Raw genomic sequence first — 24,907 nt, forward strand, 5'->3', positions numbered from 1 at the left:
TTATTGTCAACAAGAATCAGGTATCAAATGATCGTTACAAATTACGAAAAAATTAAAATTTTGTTAAAACATACTTACACTGAACTACTATTGTTCCGCTTGTGGACAACCTTCGTACGAGCTTACATAAAATGGCTAGTTTACGCCGCTATTGCTATGGCGATGGTAGCTTTAACAACAGCTCTTACCGCTTGGTTGATGGATCCTATTGTTGATAAGGTCTTCGTGGAACGGAACCATTCTATGTTATGGTTAGTTGGCTCTGCGGTAATGATAACCTTTGCGCTCAAGGCGTCAGCATCTTTTTTTCAGGAAGCGTTTCTTGCCAGAGTAGGAGGAAGAATTGTAGCGGACGTACAGGTTAGATTATTTACTCATATGCTTGATCAGAATATGTTATTCTTTCAAAATCACTCTACGGGAGAACTAGTATCACATTTTACTGTCAACGTCCAGGCTTTACGTCAAACAGCTTCAACTGCCATAGTTGGCCTAATACGTGACGGTTTATCGGTAGTCTTATTGTTTGGAGTAATGCTATATCAAGATTGGCGTCTCTCGTTAATCGCTTTACTGATCACACCGATCACTGTTTTTCCTATACAAAAATTGGGTGAAAACATGCGCCAAATTTCTATTACAGCCCAAGTATGTATGGGAAATTTAACAACACTGCTAAGCCAGTCTTTTCAAGGTATCCGGGTAATAAAAGCTTACTTAATGGAGAAATCAGAAACTAAACGTATTTACACATTAAGCAATAAAATTTATCAAATAACTTACCGACAAAGCCTAGTGCGTGCTGCTGTGCAGCCTATTGTCGATGGATGCGGTGGTCTAGCTATAGGAGCAATAATCATTTATGGAGGATATCAAGTTATTGAAGGAACCACAACTCCGGGCGCTTTCTTCTCCTTTATTACTGCTATGCTTATGATCTATCAACCATTACGCGGTCTTGGCAAAGTTAGCACAACTTTGCAAGAAGGTTTAGCAGCGGCTGAGCGGCTATTTGTGTTATTTGATCATCGTTCTGTTACAACCGAAGCGCCGAATGCTAAAGCCATGGTACGAGCTCCAGCGGACATTACTCTAAAGGATGTAAGATTTAGCTATTCCGATGGTACTGAAGCGTTAGCAGGTATTAACTTATTAGCTCCAGCTGGCAAAATTACTGCCTTGGTTGGTCCCAGCGGTGCTGGCAAGAGTACTATTATTAATCTTATTCCACGATTTTTTGACGTAGAGAGCGGTTCAGTCACTGTTGGTGGCAGCGATGTGCGTGCTTTAACTATAAATAGCTTACGTGACTCAATAGCTTTGGTAAGTCAGGAAATTATCCTTTTTGATGATACCGTTGCTGAAAATATCCGTTTTGCCCGACCCGAAGCTACAGATAAGGAATTGTATGCAGCAGCTGAATTTGCAGCAGACACTTTTATTAGTTCTTTGCCAAAAGGCTATAATACTCGAGTTGGTGAGTACGGAATTAAATTATCTGGTGGTCAACGACAACGCATTGCTATTGCACGAGCAATACTAAAAAACGCACCAATTTTACTGCTTGATGAAGCAACAAATGCACTTGATAGCGAATCAGAACAGCAGATACATGATGCACTTGGAAAACTTATGAAAAATAGAACCATCATGATTATAACACATAGGATATCTTCTCTGCTAAAAGCAGACCTTATCTATGCTATTGAAGGAGGAAAGGTAGTAGAATGCGGTGACCATCAAGCATTAGTAAAAATAAACGGAACTTATGCTCAGCTTTATGCTAAACAATACGTAAACGCTCGGAAATAGATTTAAATTAATCATTGCACAAAGTGCTCACTAAAGCTAATTCTTACCTTAAGAAAGATATTAATTTTATGTATAGTCTGAGTAAAACTTAGCTGAATGATCTTATTTTATACATGGAAGCGCGGATGGTTCCTTTTATAAATTTAATGGGCTCACTTAAAAAGTGAGCTTAAAGTAAAAGTATAAAGCAAAGCTAAGAAAATTCAGCTTATATCGTTTAAAAATCATACGCGACAAATCAATTCCTAATATTTTACATTAGTTCTTCAAATTATCATTCTGATCAAGCAGCAGAAAAATTATTTATAAAGCATCTTCTATATGCATAATTTTCTGTTAAAAATACAGCTAACGCCCATGTCTCTCAATGAGAGCGGGTAATAAAAAATCCTTAAATTATAACACTTACTCTATTGTAATCTTCTTATATAGTCACTTTCTTTTGAAAGATCTCTGGTTTGTTGTCTGGCCGTCTCTAAATAGGGAAAAAAACTAAAAGAATACATTAAATATTGATATCAAAAATATATCCTAGCCTACTGCTCCTAACGTTTACCAGTTTTAATTTTCAAAAAAAACAATTAATTAAAGATCATTTAATTCGCAATTAATGCAGTAGTTGTAAGTAAAATACTTATATGTTATCAAATCACTGTTCTTAAATCTTATTGTTTTTATGCTAGATGACATAAAATCAGAGTAAACACGTCAAAACGCATATAACTACGAGTGTAAAACAAAACTTATATCAAAAAAATCACAATTGTTGTCCTTTGATACTTAAGAATTTAATGTAAGTTTAAACAACACACTATCTGAGTATAAGCTTTAGTATTTAAAAAGAAAAATAAACCTTCTTTTGCTATTCATCTCGGTGCATATATTTAATCTTGATAATGTAATTCAATCTATCTGTTCTACAGTAGAGATGAATTGTTATCAAATACGACTAGTTTTAATCAAACTATTTGAAAAAATCTATAGCAAATAAAATATAGCTGCACCGGCACTATTAGATTCCTGGTATGGTGAGTGCCGCGATTGCAAATAAAAATAATTAGTAAAATATTACGTCAGTGGAAAAAGACTAGTATGTCGCCCGGGGTGATCTCCCGTTCAATGTCTATGGGAATGGTGATCGGCTTTTCACCCACTGTCGGTCTGCAAGCAATTATATGCTTCCTTACCGCATTTATTTGCAACCGACTATGGCGTCAAGATACTTTTGATTGGATAATCGCTTTAGTTGGTTCGCTAGTGGTTAACCCATTAACCTTGGTACCCACTTACACGTTTTATTATTGGGTTGGTTGTCATATGATCACATGCTCTAATGTGATGGATGTACAAGATTTTGAAAATATTAAGTATTTTTTGTACGCTTTAAAAGAAGGCACCGCTGCAATATTTCTCGGATCAGTACCATTCATGATTATTGGCTTGCCATTAGGGTATTATATAGGAAAAATAGTTGAACGCCTTCTGAAAAATCGAATACAAAGTCGCCAAGCACGTATGCTTAAACAAGCTCTTAACAATAAAACCAGCAAACTAAATAAAAACAAAATACCACGCACAGTAAAAGAGGAATGACTTGCGCAACTGGATAAATATGTAATAATTTAGCAGAAATATAATTGATCAAATACTCCTCCAAGCTTAGTTGCAAGCTATTAAGCAAACGATCTTTAACCATAGCAAGATCGTAACAAGTCAATGCTAGAGATTAAATAAAATCTTTATTTATTTAATAAATGATTGGTCGATTAAAAAATTAAATTAAAGATTATTACGACTACAATAGTAACAAATTATATCTCCAAGCAATTATTTTAATGACAAATTAATTGCAAAACATTAATAAACATAAAGTATAAACTGCTAGACGGCAAACCTGGTTTTTTTGATAGGCTAGCAATTGCAATTTAAGTTTTTCCCAAAACACAACTTATCTGTAATTATGATATAATTATTATTGCCTAACTATATGCTATAAAAATACTGCAGCTATAAAATATTGACGACCTTTTACATTAAACTAAATTAGCATCTAGGAGATAATCCCACTAATAAACGCCTTAAAACAAAAATATTCGATAGTGAGATTGTATTATTCTCTGATAGTATTCCTAATATAAAGGACAAAAAACTAATTAGTTACTGTATAGCTACAATAAATCACACATTTATTTAAATCATTTACTATAATAAATTAGTAAAATAATATTAATAATATGAGAAGAATAAAGCACCATCTATTATAGTATAAATTAGAACAAAATAAAGCAAGCTATCGTGTCATTCTCTGTATCTTTAAACTGGATTATTAGTAGTGCTGTCACTAAAAGGTGGTCTTTATTTGCTAATGATCTTTCTGTAAAAGATGAATATGCTTCATACCAATCCTCTTGGGCTTAATTTATTTTTTTTTGAATTATAATTCATTAGTCGTTAAAAAAATATTTTAAACAATAGTAAAGTACTACGAATACTATATAAGTAATCCCTTGCCGCATTAAACATGACATAAATTTAAACAGTTAACCTGCTAATTAAATTTATGTTATTGCTAAAATAAAATAGCTAACAAGCTATTTTATGACTGTACTTTTACTTAGAATAACAAGATTGTTTGCTGCAGAGTATTGTAGATAATATCAACTTTCAAGTTTACATAATCGATATCCTACAATTAAACTTTCTTATGCTTATGGTTTTTATTAATAGTAAACGCTGGAACAAAGCAGTCAATTATGCCTAATTTTTAACTAACTTAGCTCTGCTCATGAAGAGACCAAGGAATAATCAATACTTCGTTACCTTCTTCGATACGCCGAGTCTCTACCCCAAAAACAGAAGCCATGATTTCGATATTCAGTGCCTCAGAAGGAAAGCCCTCAGAAATTATCCTTCCATTATTTAGTACATAAATCCGATCGCAAAATCGAGCCGCCAAAGTTATATCATGCAAAACCATTAAGCTACTTCGACCGGTTAGAGCAAGCTGTTTGAGTAATATCATCGCTTCCAGTTGATGACGTGGATCAAGACCTGTCACCGGTTCATCTAATAGCAAAAGCGATGGATCTCCTGCTAGGACACGTGCTATCATAATCCGCATGCGTTCACCGCAAGACAATTTAGTTACCTCTCTTTTAGAGAGATGTGTAGTATCTGTTGCTAACATAGCGTTGTTCACTGCGCTGTGATCTACTTCAGAAATTTTAGATAACGATGATAGAAAAGGTATACGACCAAGCATAACTATTTCACGTGCTGAAATCGGCCATGTACTATTAGCTCCCTGTGGTAAATAGCCTATCGTACGAGCAATTGATTTACGATTTAAGCGAATAATTGGCTTACCATTAAGCAAAACATCTCCCTCTGATGGCTCAGAAAGACAAGCAAGAATTTTTAATAATGTGCTCTTACCAGAACCGTTAGGACCTAGCAATCCGATCATTTCGCCGGCTTTTACCGATATGGTAATTACTTCAAGTAATCCTTTGTTCCCATTATATAAACTTATACCCCTTGCTTCGAGGATAAGTGGGGAAGAGCTCGACATTAATTTTAGAGAGATGCTCATAGTGCTAGCATTGATAAATGCACCTTAAATTATCATAATTGAATTTTCATTATTAAATTTAGCAAGATGTATATTTGGAGTACTATTAATTATAATACATCGATTATTTAGTTAGCTAACTCACCGTGTATACTTTTTTATAAGAATACATTCCACTTCAATGGCTAATCTTGATATCTAAATTATTCGTTGGAATTTACTAACTACAGCTCATTTAATGTTTTTTAGCAAAAAAGGATTTCTATACGTTATTGTATAATAATAAGCTTTTTGATAGCTTTATCGAAAATAAAAGCATTTATGCCGCGCTAATGTAGAAGCTGAAAGCAAGGATAGATTATTTAATCGTAATAAATACTGCAAAAACAACGTGATGATTTTATCATCCTCATTTATGGCATAAAATCCAATTAGAAAAATATTTTTTTCCAATTCTAATGATAAATTGCAAGTGAATAATTACCCCCACCAGTATTAAGCAAATCACTCGTATGTAAATCTTATTTCTCTTCAATCAAACAAAAGCCATAATGAACAATGCGATACATGTTGCTCGATCAACTTTATCGTTCAAAAATAAATATTCTATAAAATACTAGTTTGATAAGACTAATTATTGATCCTTCTGCAATACTCAAAATGTTTTTGATAATTCTGATACAACACAGATTAATTAGGTTCAGTGAAAATGTTTAACCTAGTTATCATAAAAGAATTTTGAGTTACCGATTGTTTTATGATTCTAAATAAAATAAAAATACTTTTAGGAGGAACACATACAAGCAAATAATTTTTATTTGTCTGAATTTAGCATGAATAAAATTTGACTATACACTTAAAAAGTACCCCATTTACGTTTTGATTATTCTATTGTATCAAGCGCTCTATACATGTCAATATAAACATTGACAACTTATAATATAAACTAGTATTATACTAGGTCTATGTTTAAGATCAGATTATATTAATAATAGCCTGATACCATCGACATTGGGAATAAATAATATAATTTTATTCAATGCTATACCCAACTTGCAGAGTCATTCTATTATTGTACGCTATTAGATAACTTAAAATATTAGACTGTAGTTAAATAATTTAATTTTTCTAAACTTAGAAATAATTCAATAAAATGTTATCTAGAATATCACATCAATAAAGCTTATAAAAATTGCTACTATTGTAATTAGATACTAAAATATAATTTTTTTAACAAACAACTAAGACCAAACTCTCTAGTTTATTGCTTTTTAATCGCTCCATCTTGCTTGTTTTTGCTCATAGCGTTAGCTATGATACATCTAATTATTATTATTCTACAGGAATGCTTTAGTAGGTTAGCTAACTTACTGTATTACTCTAATAGAATAAGCAAAATATATAATAATTAAGCTAACCAAATGTTTTAAGATTTTCTTTTAATAAATTAAATTCTTTGACAAATATATTTAAATTAAATATTAATCTTTGACGATTATTAGTGTAAGAAATAATTTAATTTATTTATTTTTATTTACAAAAGATCACATCCAACAATATCTCTTTTTATAGGTATAAATAACAATTGGCACAGTAAGCAGCTTTGAAATAAACAATAGGAAAAAAAGAAAATTACTATCGATAAGTTTCTGTATTGTTTTAATTTTTATTCTATCTGAGAACGATCTTAGTCTAAAACAATAGTCAATCGTATTTACAGGAGAACAGGAAATTATTAAGGGTACTATTTGCTTCTGATCCTCGCATAGATTCAACATCTGCAAATTTCATGAAGTATGTTTACTCCTCATTACAGCTTTGGTATTAGAATCAATATTAGCAATGATAAGTTTCTTCAAATGTACAAGATTATTTTGTGAATTAATATTAATAATTTTAACATTGTAACACTGGTAAAGGCAATCATATTGTGGGATCGCGGCAATGAGCTAAGCTTGCAGTGAGGTACTCATTCGAGTACTTGGTTTCAATGAAAATAACAGTGTTAAATTAGTGCCAATTTAATGTCTATACAATACTAACTGCACCATTACAGGTATTGATGTATGCTTATCCATAGACATATGCATAACATGTTACAATTGGGAGAACGAACAGATATCATACTTAATCATGCGCATATCAACGTATATATTTTTGGCAAGAGTACCAAGCGATCTCTTTAGAAGAGAGAAAAATTTTGGCTGAATTAACTGAAGTTAAACACTAGTCATTCTGTTCGTGCAAATAACAAAGGAACATGATCTTTTACCAGCAAATATAGCAGATTATTCCTCAATAGTTATTAGGTATGTTAACTTTTTGGGTGTATTTCCAACACTAGAAAGATTTCAGAAAAATAAATATGTTGATGAGGCTATATTTAAAGTGGTACGTAAAGAAGCATGCAATATTAATAAGCGTGTTGATTTATTTTTACTGAGAGCTATAGCATTGCTCTAACGTTTAATCCTGATACTCCAGTGTTCGCTATAGATGTTAACGCAGAAAATATCCGAGCAATCCGTTCCGGAGTTCATGCTAATGGCATCTACAGCGGTCGAATTAAAAATATACCCTTAATCTGTTTACACGACCTTTAGGAAATAATAAACTGTGTGGTTTTTTGCTATCTTTAACCATCCATACGATCGATCTAAAGCACAAGTCAATAACTTTGCTGTAAACAAAATCCCAGCAATCATAGCCCTCTCTTGCAATCTTACAAACTTAGCGCGAGATACCTCGATTCTTAACAGAGGCAGTTATTCGTTAGAATAACTAATGCCAAATTGATCAATTTTTCCTGGTCTTACCACATTGAGCTTGTCGCTATTTTCCGCGCTAATATTTTTCCTAATCTTAATTTAAGGAGTCTAAATGTCCATCACCCGTAAAGAAACTGACAGCATGGGAACTATGTACGTGCCAAACGATAAATATTGGGGCGCCCAAACTCAACGCAGCCTGGAAAATTTTCCAATTAGTTTCGAACGAATGCCCATCGCACTAATACACGCGTTTGCCTTGCAGAAACAGGCATCAGCCCGAGCCAATAGCAAACTTGGTACCTTGAAAATGGAACTAGCTAAAGCTATTGAGAATGCCGCAGCAGAGATTGCAGGAGCAAATTACGACGAAGAATTTCCGTTGGTAGTATGGCAAACTGGTTCCGGTACTCACACTAATATGAACTTAAACGAAGTGATTGCAAATCTGGCTAATAAATATTTCGGTAATTCTCTTGGCTCAAAAAGCCCAATCCATCCTAACGACCACGTCAATCTAGGGCAGTCATCCAATGACAGTTTTCCAACTGCCATGCATATCGCTGGGGTGCGTGAGATTTATGCTAGACTATTGCCCGGGCTACATCATTTACAAAACGCATTAGATAAAAAAGTACAAAAATTTCAAGGTATTGTTAAAATTGGTCGCACACATTTACAAGATGCTACGCCATTACAACTAAGTCAAACGGTCGGTGCCTGGGCATTTCAGGTAAGAACTGGAATAAAACGTCTGGAGGGAGTTCTACCACGCCTTTTAGAGCTTCCTCAGGGAGGAACAGCAGTCGGTACTGGTATAAATACTAATCCGGCATTCGCCGAAAAATTTATAGAGGAGATTAGAGATCTTACAGATCTGCCATTTACCTCTGCCACCAACAAATTTGAAGCGCTTGCTGCTCATGATGCTGTAGTAGAAATTTCTGGAGTACTCAATACTCTGGCAGTATCTCTAATGAAAGTGGCAAACGATATACGCATGCTTGGTTCTGGCCCTCGCTGCGGCATAGGTGAATTAATTCTACCTGCCAATGAGCCAGGTTCTTCCATTATGCCTGGCAAAGTTAATCCAACTCAAGCCGAAGCTATGACTCAAGTATGTGCTAAAGTAATGGGAAATCACACTACCATCACTATTGCCGGCTCTAGTGGGCATTTTGAGCTTAACGTATTTAAACCAGTAATGGCAGATGCATTATTGCAGTCAATTCGATTACTGGGAGACGCATCAACGAGTTTTGCTGAACGTTGCGTAGAAGGGATGGAAGCTAATAAAGAACGCATTGCCTATTTACTAAGCCGTAGTTTAATGCTAGTTACTGGCTTAGTCCCACATATTGGTTATGATGCGGCAGCCAAGATTGCCCAAAAAGCACACCAGGACGGCATTAGCTTAAAACAAGCTGCTCATGCTCTGAGTTTAGTTTCAGAAGCAGATTTTGACAAGTGGGTATGTACAGAAACAATGTTAGAATCGCGGAGATAAACAGCGCTCGATTAGAAAAATTAATTAAAATATCTCCTATATTCCCTGTAAAAGTGTAACAATACAACAAAATAACAGGAAAGCATTTTTATGTATCAATTATTCTTAGATGAAGTACAAATTTTAGTCTAAAAAAATATGATTATAATCAATTAATACAACGGTTATATCAGCATAATAAATGGTATTTGTAGCAAGTAAAAAAAATCTGCGCTATAAAAAGAAATGGTATTACTTGAACACTGTACCTATATTTATATCTTAAACTGTTGAAAAAAACACCCAATAAATACAACTTATCATTGATAATAAACAATGCTATTGGTATACTTAAACATAATTTAATTAGATTTGATTAGTAAATAGGCCTAATCCAAGAATTGTAGAACAAAGATTGCTTTATTTGTTGATCAAGCAAGAATATAGCCATTTCAACTAAGTAAAAAAAGATAGCTATAATTCAATAGTATCGATCTATATTAACAGTAAGGAAATAATAGCTAATTTTGCATTAATGCCCTCCTTAATTACTATAGGATTAAGATTCCCGTTAAAAAATAATAAAGGATTATACAATAATTAAAAGTGCGAATCATCTATTACTACTTTTACCAACTAAACCAATAGCTTTATACAACTAGATTATTGATACCACTACGCTAATTAATAGAATTAAAGCTACAGTAAATGTTCAAAAATACTACCAAGCCATATTATTAAATAGAATGAGAATAATTGATGAAAATATGCTTTAGATTAGAGTTTTGTTTATAAACCAATATTCTTCTCTTAGTTTTCCGGTGAATTATACTTAATTAACCAATTAAGTACTTTATGGTATGATTAATATACCATTCAACAAACAAAGCTGCTGATACTAAAAATTAGTATAAGCTGTACTATACTATATAAGTAGGTAACAGTAACTAACGACAATATTTACTGAATAAAGATAATTAACTAGTAAATAAAATAATAACTATTAAATAACGTTGAAGGTCATTACAAGCCGTATTAGTTTAAGAAAAGTAATAATAAAAATGTATGATAATTTTGTATACACTTATACTGTAAACTATTTTCTTTACTATATGAGAATTTTAATTTTGATCTAAATCCAATGTTAAATCTTATGGTAGATTGGAAGTAAGCTAAAAATGATTACCTTTTTTCTTATAAATAACCGCACAAGTTATTTTTATTAGCATTAATCTAAATTAATTTAATTTTATTATATATTTTCATTATAAAGCTTATAATTATAATATATAATAAGTTTTGTAATTGCGATAAACCATATTTGAGATTTTGTTCTATGGTAATGATACAATAAATAAAACAATAGGGTTGATAATGCGCAATTTGCTATAAACAAAATAATAATATATCCACAATAATTTTGTAAACTTGATATTTACTTTTAAGAGGCGAAAGCTTATCTTTCGACAAGGGTTGAATGCAAAGGATGATAGCTAATCAGTCCTTTTAAAAAGGAAAACAAGACGAAAATGTCGTTGGTTGCGTATATAGAATAATATAAAATCAGCTACCTTTAGTATTAAGCTTCGATAGTAGATAATACATTACACTTAGCCTCCCAATATGATTGGTAAAATTCATCGCTGATGATTGCACATCAATCCACGACATTACTCACTAATTAAGTAACTCATGTATTAAAATATATCTTATCATAAAGCAATTTATTTCACAATTATTCGTAATTTATTATTATGGCCATAAAATTTAACGAGATATGTAAGCGCTGCTTATTACAGACCATTACTTTGGAATGAAAACTAAATTGGATATTAGTAGTAAATTTATAGATTTATACACAATGCAATAAAAATAATTATGATAAGTAGATACTAGTCAAAAATACCAATCTTCACAATCTATAACCAATCACACATAGAAAAACGCGTTGTTATTTGTGATGCTTTATCATAATTTTGATAAATAATTTTTTTTAGAAAAAAAGCATGTAGACTAGTAAAAAAAAATAACAAAGGAACTTTACTTCTTGCATAAACATTAAAAAATTAAAATTTAGCTATAAAACTTAAAGACTTATTCTATAATCACCGCTATCTCCCTATAATCCGCAACACATTAATCATTAAATAGTCAATCGGTACAATATTTAGTATGAAAAGTCATCGATTATTCTACCAAATTAATCAAATCTCGACCAAAATATGGTTGTAAAACATCAGGTACCGATACTGAACCATCTTCATTTTGATACGTTTCCAAAATAGCTATCATGGTTCTTTGAATAGCAAGAGCAGAACCGTTCAGTGTATGAACAAAATCAGTTTTTTTTTCGCCTTTAGCTTTAAATCTACTTTTCATACGTCGCGCCTGAAAAGAACCACAAGTAGAACAAGATGAAATCTCGCGATATTGACCTTTTCCTTCATTCTGACCCGGTAGCCAAACTTCCAAGTCATAAGTACGCCGAGCTGTAAACCCCATATCACCTGCAGATAACTTCATCACACGATATGCTAAGCCAAGCTTTTGTAAAATAGTTTCAGCACAATTAGTCATTCTCTCTAATTCATCATCTGAATTTTCTGGATGAACTACGGATACTAACTCAACTTTAGTGAACTGACGTTGGCGAATCATGCCACGAGTATCTCGACCGGCAGCACCGGCTTCTGAGCGAAAACATGGCGTGTAAGCAGTAAAACGCAACGGTAGTTCACTTTCATCAACTATGCTATCTGCGACTAAGTTAGTTAAAGGGACTTCAGCGGTTGGAATTAACCAATGTCCATCAGTAGTTTGAAATAAATTATCAGAAAATTTAGGTAATTGTCCGGTACCATAAACCGCAGCATCACGCACAATGAAAGGCGGAACAATCTCAGTATATCCGAATTTATTAGTATGAATGTCAAGCATAAAGTATGCAATTGATCGCTCTAGCTTAGCTAGATGACTCTTCAATACAACAAAGCGAGAGCCAGCTAGTGTAGCACCCAATGAGAAATCCATCATACCTAAACCTTCACCGAGCATAACATGATCTCTTGGTAAGAAATTAAAACTGCGCGGGGTACCTACTGTACGCATTAGAATATTAGCACTTTCATCTAGACCATCTGGCACATCGTCTGCTGGAATGTTTGGCAAAATTTCAAGCATGGCATTAACCTCAGTGGCAAGCTTCCGCTCTAATTCTTGCAGCTGACTTATATCATGTTTAATCTGCGATATTTCGGCAATTATAGTTTGTACATCCTCCCCTTTGCATTTAGCAATGTATATTTGCCTAGATGCTTCATTACGACGTCGCTGAGCAATCTGTAGCTCTGTAATTATTGATCTCCATTCTGAATCCTTAGCCAAAACAGCCTTAGAAGATGAAGCTATCCCTCGTTTGATTAAACCTTTATCGAAAGTGGCAGTATTTTTACGTATGCTTCGAATATCATGCATGAGTAAATTATGCAGGTTAATTATAAATCTTTACGAATAAATTGTAGGCATTTGCCATATCTATTAGTTTGAAAAATTTATTATTTTAACGTCGAGATATAGGTTAATAACTTATGACATCAAACCACTGCATCCTGCTGTCTTTGCATTTTCTTTACGTTTATTTTCGATAAATTGCGCAATAAAAATAGAAAATTCATAAAGAAGAATGATAGGAACAGCAAGCAATACTTGGCTAACTACGTCTGGGGGAGTCATGATAGCAGCTACTACAAAGGCCAATACAATGAAATATTTTCGCTTGTCTTTAAGGATTCGAGAATTAACTATGTCATACTTAGCTAATAAAATTAGTAATATAGGAAGTTCAAATGCAACTCCGAAAGCAAAAATTAATCTCATTACCAATGACAAATACTGATCAACTTTTGGCTCTAACATCATAGCCAAATGACTATGTGAGCCAACTATTTCAAAACTGACAAAAAACTTCCAAGCAATTGGTATAACGAAGTAATATACAATACCTCCACCTAGCAAAAACATTAGAGGGGTAGCCACCATAAAAGGTAGTAACGCATGACGCTCACTTTTGTATAGTCCAGGAGTAATAAAAAGCCATACTTGCATAGACACCAGTGGAAAGGAGAAGCAAGAAGCAAAGAAAAAACCAACCTTGATGTAGGTGAAAAATGCCTCATGCAAACCGGTATAAATAAGCTGGCGATCTGACTGACCATTCCATAATTGCCGTAGAGGCTCAACCAAGAACCAAAAAATTGGCTCAGCTAAATAATAACCTACAAAAAAACATGCTAAAAAAGCTGCCATCGCATAGATCAACCGTACCCTCAACTCAATTAAATGACTGAAGAACGACATCTTAGTATCATCTAGATCATATTTTTGATCTCTTAGACGATTACCCATACTCATCAATTATGTCTAGAATACGCATTCTCATCCAACAGATGAGTATTAGCTGAATCATTTTCAGGTGACATCGAAGATAAACTTAAAGTAGTTTTATCAAGAAAGGATGATGATGTTTTATCAGGTTCATTGCATGCAATATCAACCATTCGTGATGAATTATAGATGCTATCATCATGCTCATTATTAACTTCATCAAAAATCAATTTAGCATTTACCGATTTGTACATTTCCTTAAAAGCATTATCTTTGGACTTTTGAGGCTGCGATTGTATATTGAAATTATTGCCAAATAATTCTTCAAAAGATGAACGAATATCACCTTGCACATCATCAAGCTCAGCCTCTTCTAGAAGACTTTGAAATTCTCGTACCATTAAACCTACCTTACGCATCCAACGACCAACTGCCCGCATTACGTAGGGCAATTCTTTTGGACCGACCACAATAATTGTTACAATGGCTACCATAACGCATTCTTGCCAGCCAAGTTCAAACATTTATACTACTCTCTCTATTGATTTGCGATTAATACTTCATGTGGAAGGCAATTAAACAATAAGGTCGCTATTTAAAAATTTTTAATCAAATCAGTTATTAACTTTATGCTAATCTTTAGTCTTTTCAGAGAGCAACCTGTTAGTTTTTTGACCACCGCAGCTATCAGATTCCATGCCTTCTTTAAAGTTTTTTATCCCTTTACCAAAGTCACCCATTAAGCTAGAAATTTTACCCTTACCTCCAAACAACAAAAGTAAAACTGCTAACACAACAAGCCAATGCCATATGCTAAAACTTCCCATGAAATTGTTCCTAAATCCTATCCTAGAATGAATTTTTCAATGGACTCTACCAGCAATTTATAGACAAATCACTACAATTAGTGAAAGCAAATATACAAAAGCCAGCTATGTTTAAATTATGCTATAGCAAGACTCTTTGCTTTCATTGAGGATCACTGCGCGGAAATACAAAAGTTTGAGAAGGATCGATCGTAATTCGTACGCGAGTCCCAGGCAATGGCAAAAAAATTCCAGATACGCGCGCAGTTAAATGTAATGTTTTACCCACTTTCACATCCTCACCCCTTACACTAAGATTAATTAAGCTAGCGCTACCTAGTAGGCGGGATTGATCTACTTCGCAACAAATACCGCAGTTAAAGGTTTCAGAATAAGTATCAATATGCACACCTTCTGGTCGCACAACTACAGTAACATTTTGGTCATTAGGCAATCCACCAGATGAAAATGCTCCAGCTATAGTATAGACTGTATCACCACGCACTCTACCCTCAATCAAATTCACCTCGCCAAACAACCCAGCAACAAAAACTCCAGATGGTGAACAATAAAGCTCGGCGGGACTACCAAGCTGAACAATCTGCCCAGCTCTCATAACAACAATCCTGTCAGCCATAAACATAGCTTCTTCAGAATCATGAGTAACCATTAAACATGCAGAAAAACTGGATTTCAAAATACGCAGCACTTCGCTTCGTACACGATCTCGCAATCGAGCATCCAGCCCGGAATACGGTTCGTCAAGCAATACTACACGCGGCTTGGGAGCTAAAGCACGAGCTAGTGCAACGCGTTGCTGTTGACCGCCAGATAATTCATGAGGAAAGGATTTCGCCACATCCGTTAATCCGACCATTTCTAACATATATGCCACGCGAGCCTTACGATCACTAGCTCGCCAATCAATCAAACCAAAGGTTACGTTATCTATCACGTCGAGATGTGGAAACAAAGCGTAATCCTGAAAAACTAATCCAACCCCGCGCTTTTCTGGCGGCAAGTTGTTTCCGTTTACCGCTACAACTTGCCCATTCAAGGATACTTCTCCCTCTTGTATATCCTCGAGTCCAGCTGCTAGACGTAAGATTGTTGTTTTTCCACAACCAGAAGGACCAAGTAAACAAACTATCTCACCAGGACTCACAGAAACATCCAATCCATCAATAGCCTGTACGGTCCCATAAGCATGGCGAATACAGGTCATGGAGAGAGCAAGAGGAATGCGATGCTCGTATGTCATATTAGATATAGGTTATCCAAGATCGCCACCAATCATGGCTATTAAAAAATAATTTGGTCAAAAATTGCTTAGAGCAAGTCTAAATAATTAACAATTGATAAGCAGCTATTTAATAGTTGTTTATTGCCATCCAATTAGATGGTATTCGGTAAAAATTCAAACTAAAAATCACCTTCATTATTATTTCTGCAAATGCACAACTAGAATTGCCATGTGAGAATGGTCTTATTGTATTATAATTAATAGGTATTTATGTTCCTAATTAAAACACGTAAATATCATCATCAAAAAAAAAAATAAAAATAATGATTTTGCTATACATAAAAAATTAACAGAGCATATATTGCATATCCCATATTGATAATTCTATTATATAGTATTTATATCATTCAAATATAAACTATAGTATAATCACAACCATTTGCCAAATTATTAAATATATAGCTTTAATAAAAATAATCTAATTTCTAAATCGTTAAATGTTAATAAAAATCTTTGCAGTATTTTACAATTATTAAATCTCTAAATATAATTACTAAGAAATATTTTTTTTCTAAACCAAAATACAAGAATTGGGCTACTTAATCTAAACTTTTATTTTTTACTGCCTATAGGCCTACCAAAGGTAAAATAACATCTTACAAAAAAAGAAAAACATATAGCTAACATACTAGCATTTTGTTCATTAAACTAAGAGTTAGTTTTTCTCGCTACCCTCATTTGCTAACATAATGCTCTGCGAATACAGAGTAAAGTATTTATATTATTTGCAAAATTCCAAATAACGCTTATTAGCTTTCGCTTATAGTAGTATACATTTTCTTATCATCAAGAGCGCATTGTTGCTTAACAATGGCTTGCTTTTCATTAAAATAAATTATAAATGATTGTCGCATAGTATAGAATGATATATTTAGCGTATAGCTTGACTTTCGTGATAAAAGTCATCGATACTAACTTTTTATCAAAAAAAGAGTAATTTTATGGCAGAATGACTGCACAATATTAAGCTTTAGGATGGCGCTTTCACTGGTTATGCACTTATTGTAAACTATTGCTAATTGTTTCCGTATCAATTTATGTCCCAACTTGGTTATCTAGCTACTGAGAATTGCAAATTGTCACTCTAAGATCCGAAGCTTCTTTGTACCAGCAAAGAATTAAAGGATTCATTCGTTAAGCTATACGACTAAGTCCTACAATAACCAATAACAGATTCAAAATAGTTATTTTAATGCTCTCTTGTGTTATAATTTATTAGGTTTGCGTTTTATCCCCTGAGTTCATCCATAGGCTTAACACCCATTATTTCTAGTCCAGAGGCAACCACCACAGCTGTTGCACGTACTAGGGCAATTCGTGCAATAGTTATTTCTCGCTCATTTTTTAAAATAAAGCGCAACCGTGCATTTTCCCTACCCTTACTCCAAAGCTCATGAAAGTTAGCGGCAACATTAGCTAGATAGAATGCAACTCGATGTGGCTCGTGTGATGCCGCCGCGCTCTCTACGACGCGCGGCCAACTTGCCAACAGCTTGCTAAGCTTCAATTCATTACGATCAGTTAAAAAATTTATTTCAACCCGAGAAAGTGCAAAATCTGAGAGATCTTCAGCAGAAAAAATTTCCTTAGCGTTGCGAATTACCGAACAAGCTCTAGCATATGCATACTGTACGTAAAACACCGGATTGTTTCGGCTTTGCTCGCTAACTTTCTGATAGTCAAATTCCAAAGTTTGATCGTTACGCCGAGTTAGCATAATAAAGCGCAAAACATCAGGTCCAACTGTATCCAATACGTTGGACAAAGTAACGAAATTACCAGAGCGCTTTGACATACGTACTGGTTTACCACCGTCAAACATATTCACCATCTGACACAACTTAACATCTAAATTAGCCTGACCACCAGTTATGGCAGAGATTGCTGCTCTTATGCGATTTACATAGCCTCCGTGATCAGCGCCAAAAACATCGATCATATCCATATAACCTCGTTCTACCTTATCCATATGATAAGCGATGTCATTAGCAAAATACGTCCAAGAACCATCAGATTTTTGTAGTGGACGATCAACGTCGTCGCCAAACTTGGTCGACCTAAAGAGGAGCTGCGGTCTTGGTTCCCAATCGTCAGGACATTTTCCCTTTGGTGGATTAAGCATACCTCTATAAACTAGTCCTACAGCTTCTAACCTAGCCAATGCATGACTAATTAAATTTTTTTTTACAATTGCACGCTCAGAAGAAAATCGATCTATGTGAATGCCCATAGTCACTAGATCTTTCATGATATTAGTCATTATCAATTCGACAGCAAAGGTTCTAACCGGTTCTAGCCATTCCTGTTCTAAAGCATTCATCAAGTTGTCTCCCTCGTGCATTACTAATGCTTTAGCAACATCCTTTAAATATTCACCAGGATAATCGCATTCTGGAATGCACGAGCTACTACCCAACACTTCTTGGTAACGAAGATAAACAGAATGAGCTAATTTATCTATTTGTGAACCAACATCGTTGATGTAATACTCTCGTATAACGCTAAAGCCAGCTTTTTCTAGTAAAGACGCAAGTGCGTCACCAAAAACCGCACAGCGCGCATGAGCAGCGTGCAATGGACCGGTAGGATTTGCAGAAACATACTCTACGTTTACTTTAAGACCAGACCCCATATTAGAGTTGCCAAAATCTTGGCCAAGTTCAAGTATCTTGCTAATCTGGGCCAACCAAATATCTGATATTAAGCGGATATTGATAAAGCCTGGGTGGATAATCTCAACACTTTTGACAGATTCAAGTTTTTTCAACCCTTCTGCTAGTGGCAAATAAATATCATACGGATTAATACCGACTGGTTTAGCCAATACCATTGCAGCATTCGTAGCAATATCGCCATTAGAGGCATCGCGTGGAGGCTCGACGGTAATTCGATCAAATGGTAATTTTTCTGGCCATTTTTTTGAGATAGCCAGGCTTCTTAAACAGGATTTAATTTCATATTTAATCCAATTAAATACATTCATTACAGTTTGTTTATTCTTTATCTCTGTCATTCTAATTATTTACATTAATAATAAAACTAAGCTTAGTAAAAAGATCTTTTAGCAAAAATAACTAACAATGTTTTTAATATAAAAAATAATTTTTTTTTGAGTAAAGCGTTAATTAACCTTCTCTGGCGTAATAGTGAATTAAGTTAGGATTTTAAATAAAAAATATAGTATATAAAAGCAACAATGTTAAATACAATTATACTTTCTTTACTTATTAAAGTTTATAGCTTTTACATTCCAATTATATACCTAATATATTAGGTATATAAACAATTTTTATAAATTTAGTAATTCTTTTTAAGAATAGTATTATATTTAAAAAAACATTGATGATGGTCGATAAAGTAAAATTGATTTTTATCAAGCTATCGCAAATTACGCGGCTAAAAATTTTTGACTTCTCTATAAGAATGATAAAGAGAACAAATAGAAACATCAGAAATAACTATATTTTGTACTCAACTAAAAACAATATATCAAATCAATATTATGATAACATAGTCTTATCTTATAATGTAAATGAGCTTTTTGATAGAAAAATCCACCTATAATCAAATATTAATTCAGCGTAATTGTTATGCTGGCTAACAATATCTTTCATAGTTCATGATTAACACGCTCATTATTGGCACTAATGTATATTTTATAAATCAAACTATTTTTCTCGATTAATACTTTAGCCACCAAGCAAGCAAAATTTAGTTTTAACAAAAAATTTTACTACGCTCTGTGCGGCATAAAATAATAATTTAAAATAGTTAGTTTTTAAAATGCTAAATTATCGAATAAAAAAAACTTGCAACATTCTTTACTTAATCTTTTGCTCGGTATAAAGGCAGTTAATTATTGTTGTCGAAATGTGCAATAATTAAGAACAATATGCCAAATTGCTCATTTTTTCTCCATTTCATCTGAAATTCAAAGCGGAATGACTAATACTCATCTCCTATCCTCAGAACAATAAGCGCAATCTAATTAAATAAAGAATTTTATTTTTACTAAGCCAAGATAAAAGTTATTCGAAAAAATAAAAATTAATTTAATTAAATTTTATTGATCAAAATTATTGCATAATAAATGCAAACAATCATCGTTTTAATAACATATAAATATTTATTACTCACGTTATCCCATGTTAAGTAAACAAAGATATCTAATAAGCAGATCTACCACAAAACTTTAAGAAACTAATTGTCTAATATAAGCACATAAACTAAAGAATTAAAAAAATGATAACTATTGTGTAATATAGATTTTTTAAAAAAAACCAATAACCTAGGTAATGTATAATTTAATAAAATACTTAATTTACTTAAATTTTTAAGTAAAGATAAAAACAATGCAGTATAATATTACCATTGCTGCTGATGTTAAATTTTCTATTCATTTTATGAACAATAATAAATCAATAGATCAGTTGATCGGCAAACTACTCTCACTTTTAAGCATTTTAGGTATACTATCTGCATGCGGGCAAATACCACAGCCTTTTTCCAAGAACAAAGCAAATATATCTTATGCTTCTTTCTTAATAGCTCCTTATACAGAAGGGGTATTAGTATGCCCAGTGTTTGCTTTACCGGATGCTGCTATAATGAAACGCATTACCACTATGACGGTTAAAGCCATTCAAAAGCATGGCATACCTGCTAGCTCAATAACATCAAACCGGGCAAGTTTAATTCTTATAGCGGAAGGTAAGCAACAATTAGATGAGAAGCTAAGAATCAAATGGACTTTAAAAAAACCAAACGGCAAAGTGGTTGCGTTAAGGCAAGATGTGATCGCCAACAATATCAAGATTGATCAAGCTCTAGATCAATTGGCTTGTTGGATCATGCCAAAAGTTAGTTGCATCGATATTCCACTTGCGGATTTAACAATAACAATCAATAAAATTATAGGCGCAACGGGTAATGGTAATGATTTGCTACATCAAAGTCTGACTGATGCCATTAAACAAGTTAATGTTAATATTACTAAGTTTCCTGCACAAGATGGATTTGTGATACAAGGAACCGTTACTCTAACACCAAATGATATCAATGATGACTTAGTTGTTGTTTCCTGGAGCATTTCAGATGCTCGCGGTCGTAATTTAGGGAGCATCAAGCAATCCAACGTTGTTGCTCACGGAGCTCTGTTGATGGATTGGTCGGCAGTTGCTTCACAAATTGCCACAGCTGCAGTTCCTGCTCTCCTAAATCTTATTAGATCTCACCTTTATTTTACTGCAAGATAATGTGCTTGGCTATGCATTTGCCGAATGCTCAATTCGCTATATTTTATATGTAGATTAAAGGAAAATTAGCTAATTTTCCTTCTTTAGCAGAGCTATTTATACATGCCTTAATCTCTTTAGAGATTTCTTAAAACATAACAAAACTTGAAATCCTTTGTTTTATCTGTGTGATGTCACCAAGATATTAATAACGTAACAGCATACAGCAGATTGAATAACTTATATTTTTATTGCTAAATAATAAATAAGTTTATCATAAATTACCAACATTAATAAGATATACTTGTTATCACTAATTCATTGCTATTTCAAATAAAAATAATTTATCTTAATTACCATTAGTAGTAGTACATTAACAGGTATCACTATACGATTAATCTTGCACTAGACTTCTCTTCTTTGATAAGAAAAATGTTGACTTTACTAGATAGTAATCTAGTAATAAATTTCACTTCATTGCTAGAATTATCAAGAAAAGCTCTGTTCGATTATTAGTAGACAATGCAATAAATTGAAAGCATATACATCACTACTTGCTAACAATCCAAAAATTATTTTATAAAATAAGCCTTTACCAAAAGCAAAAGTATAGAGGTACTGCTCTTTAACTTTAAAAAAATTTAATTACAAGTTATTCATACGCTTATAACTGGACGAAGAGTTAATTAAATTACTGTCAACTCGTGCCGATTGCCATTAAGTAAATCAAAAGCACATGTAAACTTATCGATAAATATAAAAACAATAGTTACAATGTTCGATTTTTAAAAAAAAGTTAAAATAATAAACAAGACAGCATATTAACGTATTAATAACATTAATTAACTAAATTAAAAATAATGTTGACTATCTTATCCTAAGATAGCATAAATATTATGCCTTTTAGCTATTATTGTATTGTTTGAATTACTATGGATTAAAACATAGAAAAGACGTATAGCTAAATATTAAAAAATTTTAATAGTCTTTCACAGAAAGACTCAAGAAAATTTGCTAAAATTACATAATATTTCACAACTAATATTAGGGTATTTTAATAAAAACTTACTAATCTAAGTTTTTTATTAAAATTAGTTGCTAAAACCGATAAAAAACCAAGCAATGATACTAACTATCAGGGGGGCCGTGGCCAATTTTAGCCAGTGCTGATGATTTGAATCCAAATTAGGCAATATTTTTTCACGCACCTTTGCATGATAACTGTCAAACCAACTAATCTCTTCCTTTGTCATCAATGATATCTCGATTAACCGCCGGTCTATTGGTGCAAAAGTAATGATCTCAAAACCTAGCATATCAGTTATTTGATCATTTTGCAAAGGTACTGGCACCGTTATCATCAAATTTTCGATACGAATACCATAGGCACCAGGTTTATAATATCCCGGTTCATTCGATAAAATCATTCCAGCTTCGATGGAAACATTATTCGAAATGGCTATCCTTTGTGGACCTTCATGAACACCAAGAAATACTCCTACCCCATGTCCTGTAGCATGATCGAAATCAAGCCCAGCCTTCCACAAAAACTGTCTCGCTAGCGCATCAAGCTGACCGCCATTGGTTCCAACTGGAAAACGTGCTGAAGCAATAGCAATATGCCCCTTTAGTACCAAAGTAAAACGTTCCTTCATCTCTTGATTTGGCGTACCTATAGCAACAGTTCGTGTAATATCGGTAGTTCCATCAGAAAATTGGCCACCGCTGTCAATCAAGTAAAGATTATCATTATCCAGTTGACGATTAGTCTTTGATGTTACTTGATAATGCACTATAGCAGCATTAGAGCCAGAAGCAGATATTGGAGGAAAACTAGGACCACGCCAATTGCTAATTTCAGAGCGAAATGCTTCCAATACTTCAATAGCATCTAATTCAGTAGTGTTATTAGCATTATCTTCTACCCATTTCAAAAAACGCGTCACTGCAACTCCATCATGTATATGAGCATTACGAGTATTAGCTAATTCGATAGCATTCTTGCAGGCTTTAAGCATGATGCAAGGATCAGAAGCCAAAAAAATAACGGCACCAGCGTTTTCTAACCTACGACGCATCCATTCAGTAGAGAAATTTGGATCAATGGCTACTGTCTTATTATTAGCTCCTAAAGTATCTATAGCACTGCCAATATCCTCAAACGGATACAAAGAAATCTTATTATCTAAAATATTCTGCAAACAACCCCTGCATTTTGATTTTTCTAAAAATAGTGCAACCTGTGCAGTACGATTGATAATAGCATAAGCTAATGGTAAAGGCGTGTATGCTACATCAGCGCCACGTAAGTTAAGCAGCCAAGCAATCGATTCTGATTGATTTAATACCATTGCATCTACTTTATAGTGCTCCAGTTTGCTTGCAACCAATTTTTGCTTAACTGTCGTCTCCATGCCTGTCAATTTAACCGGAAGCAACTCTACAGGACTAAGCGAAGTAGGTGGTTGATTAATCCATAACTCATCAATTGGATTGATTTCCAGTGAAAGTATAATACCTCCTGCATCGTGGACTGCAATAGTTAACTGATGAATGGTATTAATTGAATGTAGTTTAGGGTCAAAGCCAAGAGAACGGCCAGCAAGATGCTTGCGCAAGTAGTTGGTTAAGTTTTTGAGGGAAAAATTCTCCACGGTCCATAAATCGATGTCAACTTGCTGAACGACTTGCGTAGTGTACCGCCCGTCTACAAATATTACCGCTACATCGGATAGTACTAGTAGTACCGCAGCTGAACCAGTAAAGCCAGTTAACCAAGATACACGCTCTGCTGAGGATGGTATAGACTCACCCATATGTTCGTCCGCTCGAGGTAAAATAAATCCGTTAACGCCTATTTTCTCAAGTGCACTGCGTAGGCTGGCTAATCGAGATGCATTGGATTGTAATTCTACTTCATAGGTGTTTTGCCGTAACGTTTCTACAGCATAGTCAAGATTGTCTGCCAAGATATTAGGTAATTTGGAAGTGAAGATCAGCTTATGCCATGCATGAGTTGGATAAGTTCTAGGACTAATTGCAATTCGCGTCAAAATTTTAGTTAATTCGCGTTCACTAATTTCAATACCTATAACACGTAAAGAGGAAGAAAGAGAAGATATGTAGCTGGGTATTTTCAATTAAAGAAAATCCATTCCACTATGCTAATAGTTGTTATTTAGCGAGCAACCTACAGAAAAATTAACATCAAATTATTTATTAATTGATTTTATGCAACTCGTTAATAAAAGTAAATTTATAAATAATTAGGCAACTTCACTGCGGACAAGACGCTAATTAAAAGCAAAGCACTTGTACGGGTTAATAAGACTTGAAAAAGTTCTTTTAAAAATATAATGTCTAATTATAGCAAAAAAAATTACGCAAATGAAAAAAGTAATAATATTTTTATATAAGGAAAGCTAAGGTATATCAAACAATATTGCAGCTTAGTAAGCAGCATTGACAATGCTAATAGCAAGCATTAGAATTTTATAGTATAATCTGACAATTATTTAATATTATTGATATAAATGGTAAAAAT

At 33.5% G+C, this 24,907-nt stretch carries 13 protein-coding genes; 5 read left to right on the forward strand and 8 right to left on the reverse strand.

The window, feature by feature from the left end; translation table 11 throughout:
• The first annotated feature begins 27 nt into the window (after positions 1–27).
• The 3 genes from A1OE_RS02720 to A1OE_RS04550 all read left to right on the forward strand — a co-directional run bounded on the left by A1OE_RS02720 (position 28) and on the right by A1OE_RS04550 (position 4,230).
• Positions 28–1,812: an ABC transporter ATP-binding protein gene (locus tag A1OE_RS02720; protein ID WP_015088648.1), complete on the forward strand. Its 1,785-nt coding sequence runs from the start codon at positions 28–30 to the stop codon at positions 1,810–1,812.
• A 1,032-nt stretch (positions 1,813–2,844) separates the two neighbouring features.
• The gene (locus tag A1OE_RS02725) at positions 2,845–3,405 is read left to right on the forward strand and encodes a DUF2062 domain-containing protein (protein WP_237737646.1); all 561 of its coding nucleotides are present in this window, start codon (positions 2,845–2,847) and stop codon (positions 3,403–3,405) included.
• 702 nt (positions 3,406–4,107) lie between these two features.
• Positions 4,108–4,230 carry a hypothetical protein gene (locus tag A1OE_RS04550; protein WP_272942667.1) on the forward strand — a complete coding sequence of 41 codons (123 nt, stop codon included), beginning with the start codon at positions 4,108–4,110 and terminating at the stop codon, positions 4,228–4,230.
• Positions 4,231–4,585: 355 nt separating this feature from the next.
• On the opposite strand, the gene A1OE_RS02730 is transcribed toward A1OE_RS04550, so the two are convergent.
• Positions 4,586–5,383, reverse strand: coding sequence for an ABC transporter ATP-binding protein (locus tag A1OE_RS02730; RefSeq protein ID WP_044283264.1), 798 nt, complete (start codon positions 5,381–5,383; stop codon positions 4,586–4,588).
• A gap of 2,880 nt (positions 5,384–8,263) precedes the next feature.
• Between A1OE_RS02730 and fumC the strand changes: the two genes are divergently transcribed.
• The gene (fumC, locus tag A1OE_RS02740) at positions 8,264–9,658 is read left to right on the forward strand and encodes a class II fumarate hydratase (RefSeq protein WP_015088658.1); all 1,395 of its coding nucleotides are present in this window, start codon (positions 8,264–8,266) and stop codon (positions 9,656–9,658) included.
• A gap of 2,166 nt (positions 9,659–11,824) precedes the next feature.
• On the opposite strand, the gene serS is transcribed toward fumC, so the two are convergent.
• The 6 genes from serS to argS all read right to left on the reverse strand — a co-directional run bounded on the left by serS (position 11,825) and on the right by argS (position 19,112).
• Positions 11,825–13,111 (reverse strand): serine--tRNA ligase, encoded by a 1,287-nt coding sequence (gene serS / locus A1OE_RS02745; RefSeq protein WP_015088663.1) that lies wholly within the window; start codon positions 13,109–13,111, stop codon positions 11,825–11,827.
• A gap of 111 nt (positions 13,112–13,222) precedes the next feature.
• The gene (tatC, locus tag A1OE_RS02750) at positions 13,223–14,047 is read right to left on the reverse strand and encodes a twin-arginine translocase subunit TatC (protein ID WP_015088664.1); all 825 of its coding nucleotides are present in this window, start codon (positions 14,045–14,047) and stop codon (positions 13,223–13,225) included.
• The gene (locus A1OE_RS04155; protein WP_015088665.1) at positions 14,047–14,544 is read right to left on the reverse strand and encodes a Sec-independent protein translocase subunit TatA/TatB; all 498 of its coding nucleotides are present in this window, start codon (positions 14,542–14,544) and stop codon (positions 14,047–14,049) included. The genes tatC and A1OE_RS04155 overlap by 1 nt, the downstream gene beginning before the upstream one ends.
• A gap of 108 nt (positions 14,545–14,652) precedes the next feature.
• Positions 14,653–14,847 (reverse strand): twin-arginine translocase TatA/TatE family subunit, encoded by a 195-nt coding sequence (locus tag A1OE_RS02760; RefSeq protein ID WP_015088666.1) that lies wholly within the window; start codon positions 14,845–14,847, stop codon positions 14,653–14,655.
• Positions 14,848–14,989: 142 nt separating this feature from the next.
• Positions 14,990–16,087: an ABC transporter ATP-binding protein gene (locus A1OE_RS02765; protein WP_015088667.1), complete on the reverse strand. Its 1,098-nt coding sequence runs from the start codon at positions 16,085–16,087 to the stop codon at positions 14,990–14,992.
• 1,270 nt (positions 16,088–17,357) lie between these two features.
• Entirely contained in the window at positions 17,358–19,112 is a 1,755-nt protein-coding gene (gene argS / locus A1OE_RS02770) for an arginine--tRNA ligase (protein WP_044283395.1), read from the reverse strand.
• Between the two features lie 1,369 nt (positions 19,113–20,481).
• Between argS and A1OE_RS02775 the strand changes: the two genes are divergently transcribed.
• Complete coding sequence (locus A1OE_RS02775) at positions 20,482–21,384, forward strand: hypothetical protein (protein WP_015088675.1); 903 nt, start codon at positions 20,482–20,484, stop codon at positions 21,382–21,384.
• 1,070 nt (positions 21,385–22,454) lie between these two features.
• Here A1OE_RS02775 and A1OE_RS02780 read toward each other — a convergent pair.
• Positions 22,455–24,503, reverse strand: coding sequence for an aminopeptidase P family protein (locus tag A1OE_RS02780; protein ID WP_015088676.1), 2,049 nt, complete (start codon positions 24,501–24,503; stop codon positions 22,455–22,457).
• Positions 24,504–24,907 lie beyond the last annotated feature (404 nt).

Source organism: Candidatus Endolissoclinum faulkneri L2, assembly GCF_000319385.1.
GTDB classification, from domain to species: Bacteria; Pseudomonadota; Alphaproteobacteria; order Thalassobaculales; family Thalassobaculaceae; genus Thalassobaculum; species Thalassobaculum faulkneri.

Coding starts and splice junctions, on each gene's coding strand:
- serS (WP_015088663.1), bottom strand. CDS start 13,111: ATGCATGATATTCGAAGCATACGTAAAAATACTGCCACTTTCGATAAA.
- A1OE_RS02730 (WP_044283264.1), bottom strand. CDS start 5,383: ATGTCGAGCTCTTCCCCACTTATCCTCGAAGCAAGGGGTATAAGTTTA.
- A1OE_RS02775 (WP_015088675.1), top strand. CDS start 20,482: ATGCAGTATAATATTACCATTGCTGCTGATGTTAAATTTTCTATTCAT.
- A1OE_RS02760 (WP_015088666.1), bottom strand. CDS start 14,847: ATGGGAAGTTTTAGCATATGGCATTGGCTTGTTGTGTTAGCAGTTTTA.
- tatC (WP_015088664.1), bottom strand. CDS start 14,047: ATGAGTATGGGTAATCGTCTAAGAGATCAAAAATATGATCTAGATGAT.
- argS (WP_044283395.1), bottom strand. CDS start 19,112: ATGAATGTATTTAATTGGATTAAATATGAAATTAAATCCTGTTTAAGA.
- A1OE_RS04155 (WP_015088665.1), bottom strand. CDS start 14,544: ATGTTTGAACTTGGCTGGCAAGAATGCGTTATGGTAGCCATTGTAACA.
- A1OE_RS02765 (WP_015088667.1), bottom strand. CDS start 16,087: ATGACATACGAGCATCGCATTCCTCTTGCTCTCTCCATGACCTGTATT.
- A1OE_RS02720 (WP_015088648.1), top strand. CDS start 28: ATGATCGTTACAAATTACGAAAAAATTAAAATTTTGTTAAAACATACT.
- fumC (WP_015088658.1), top strand. CDS start 8,264: ATGTCCATCACCCGTAAAGAAACTGACAGCATGGGAACTATGTACGTG.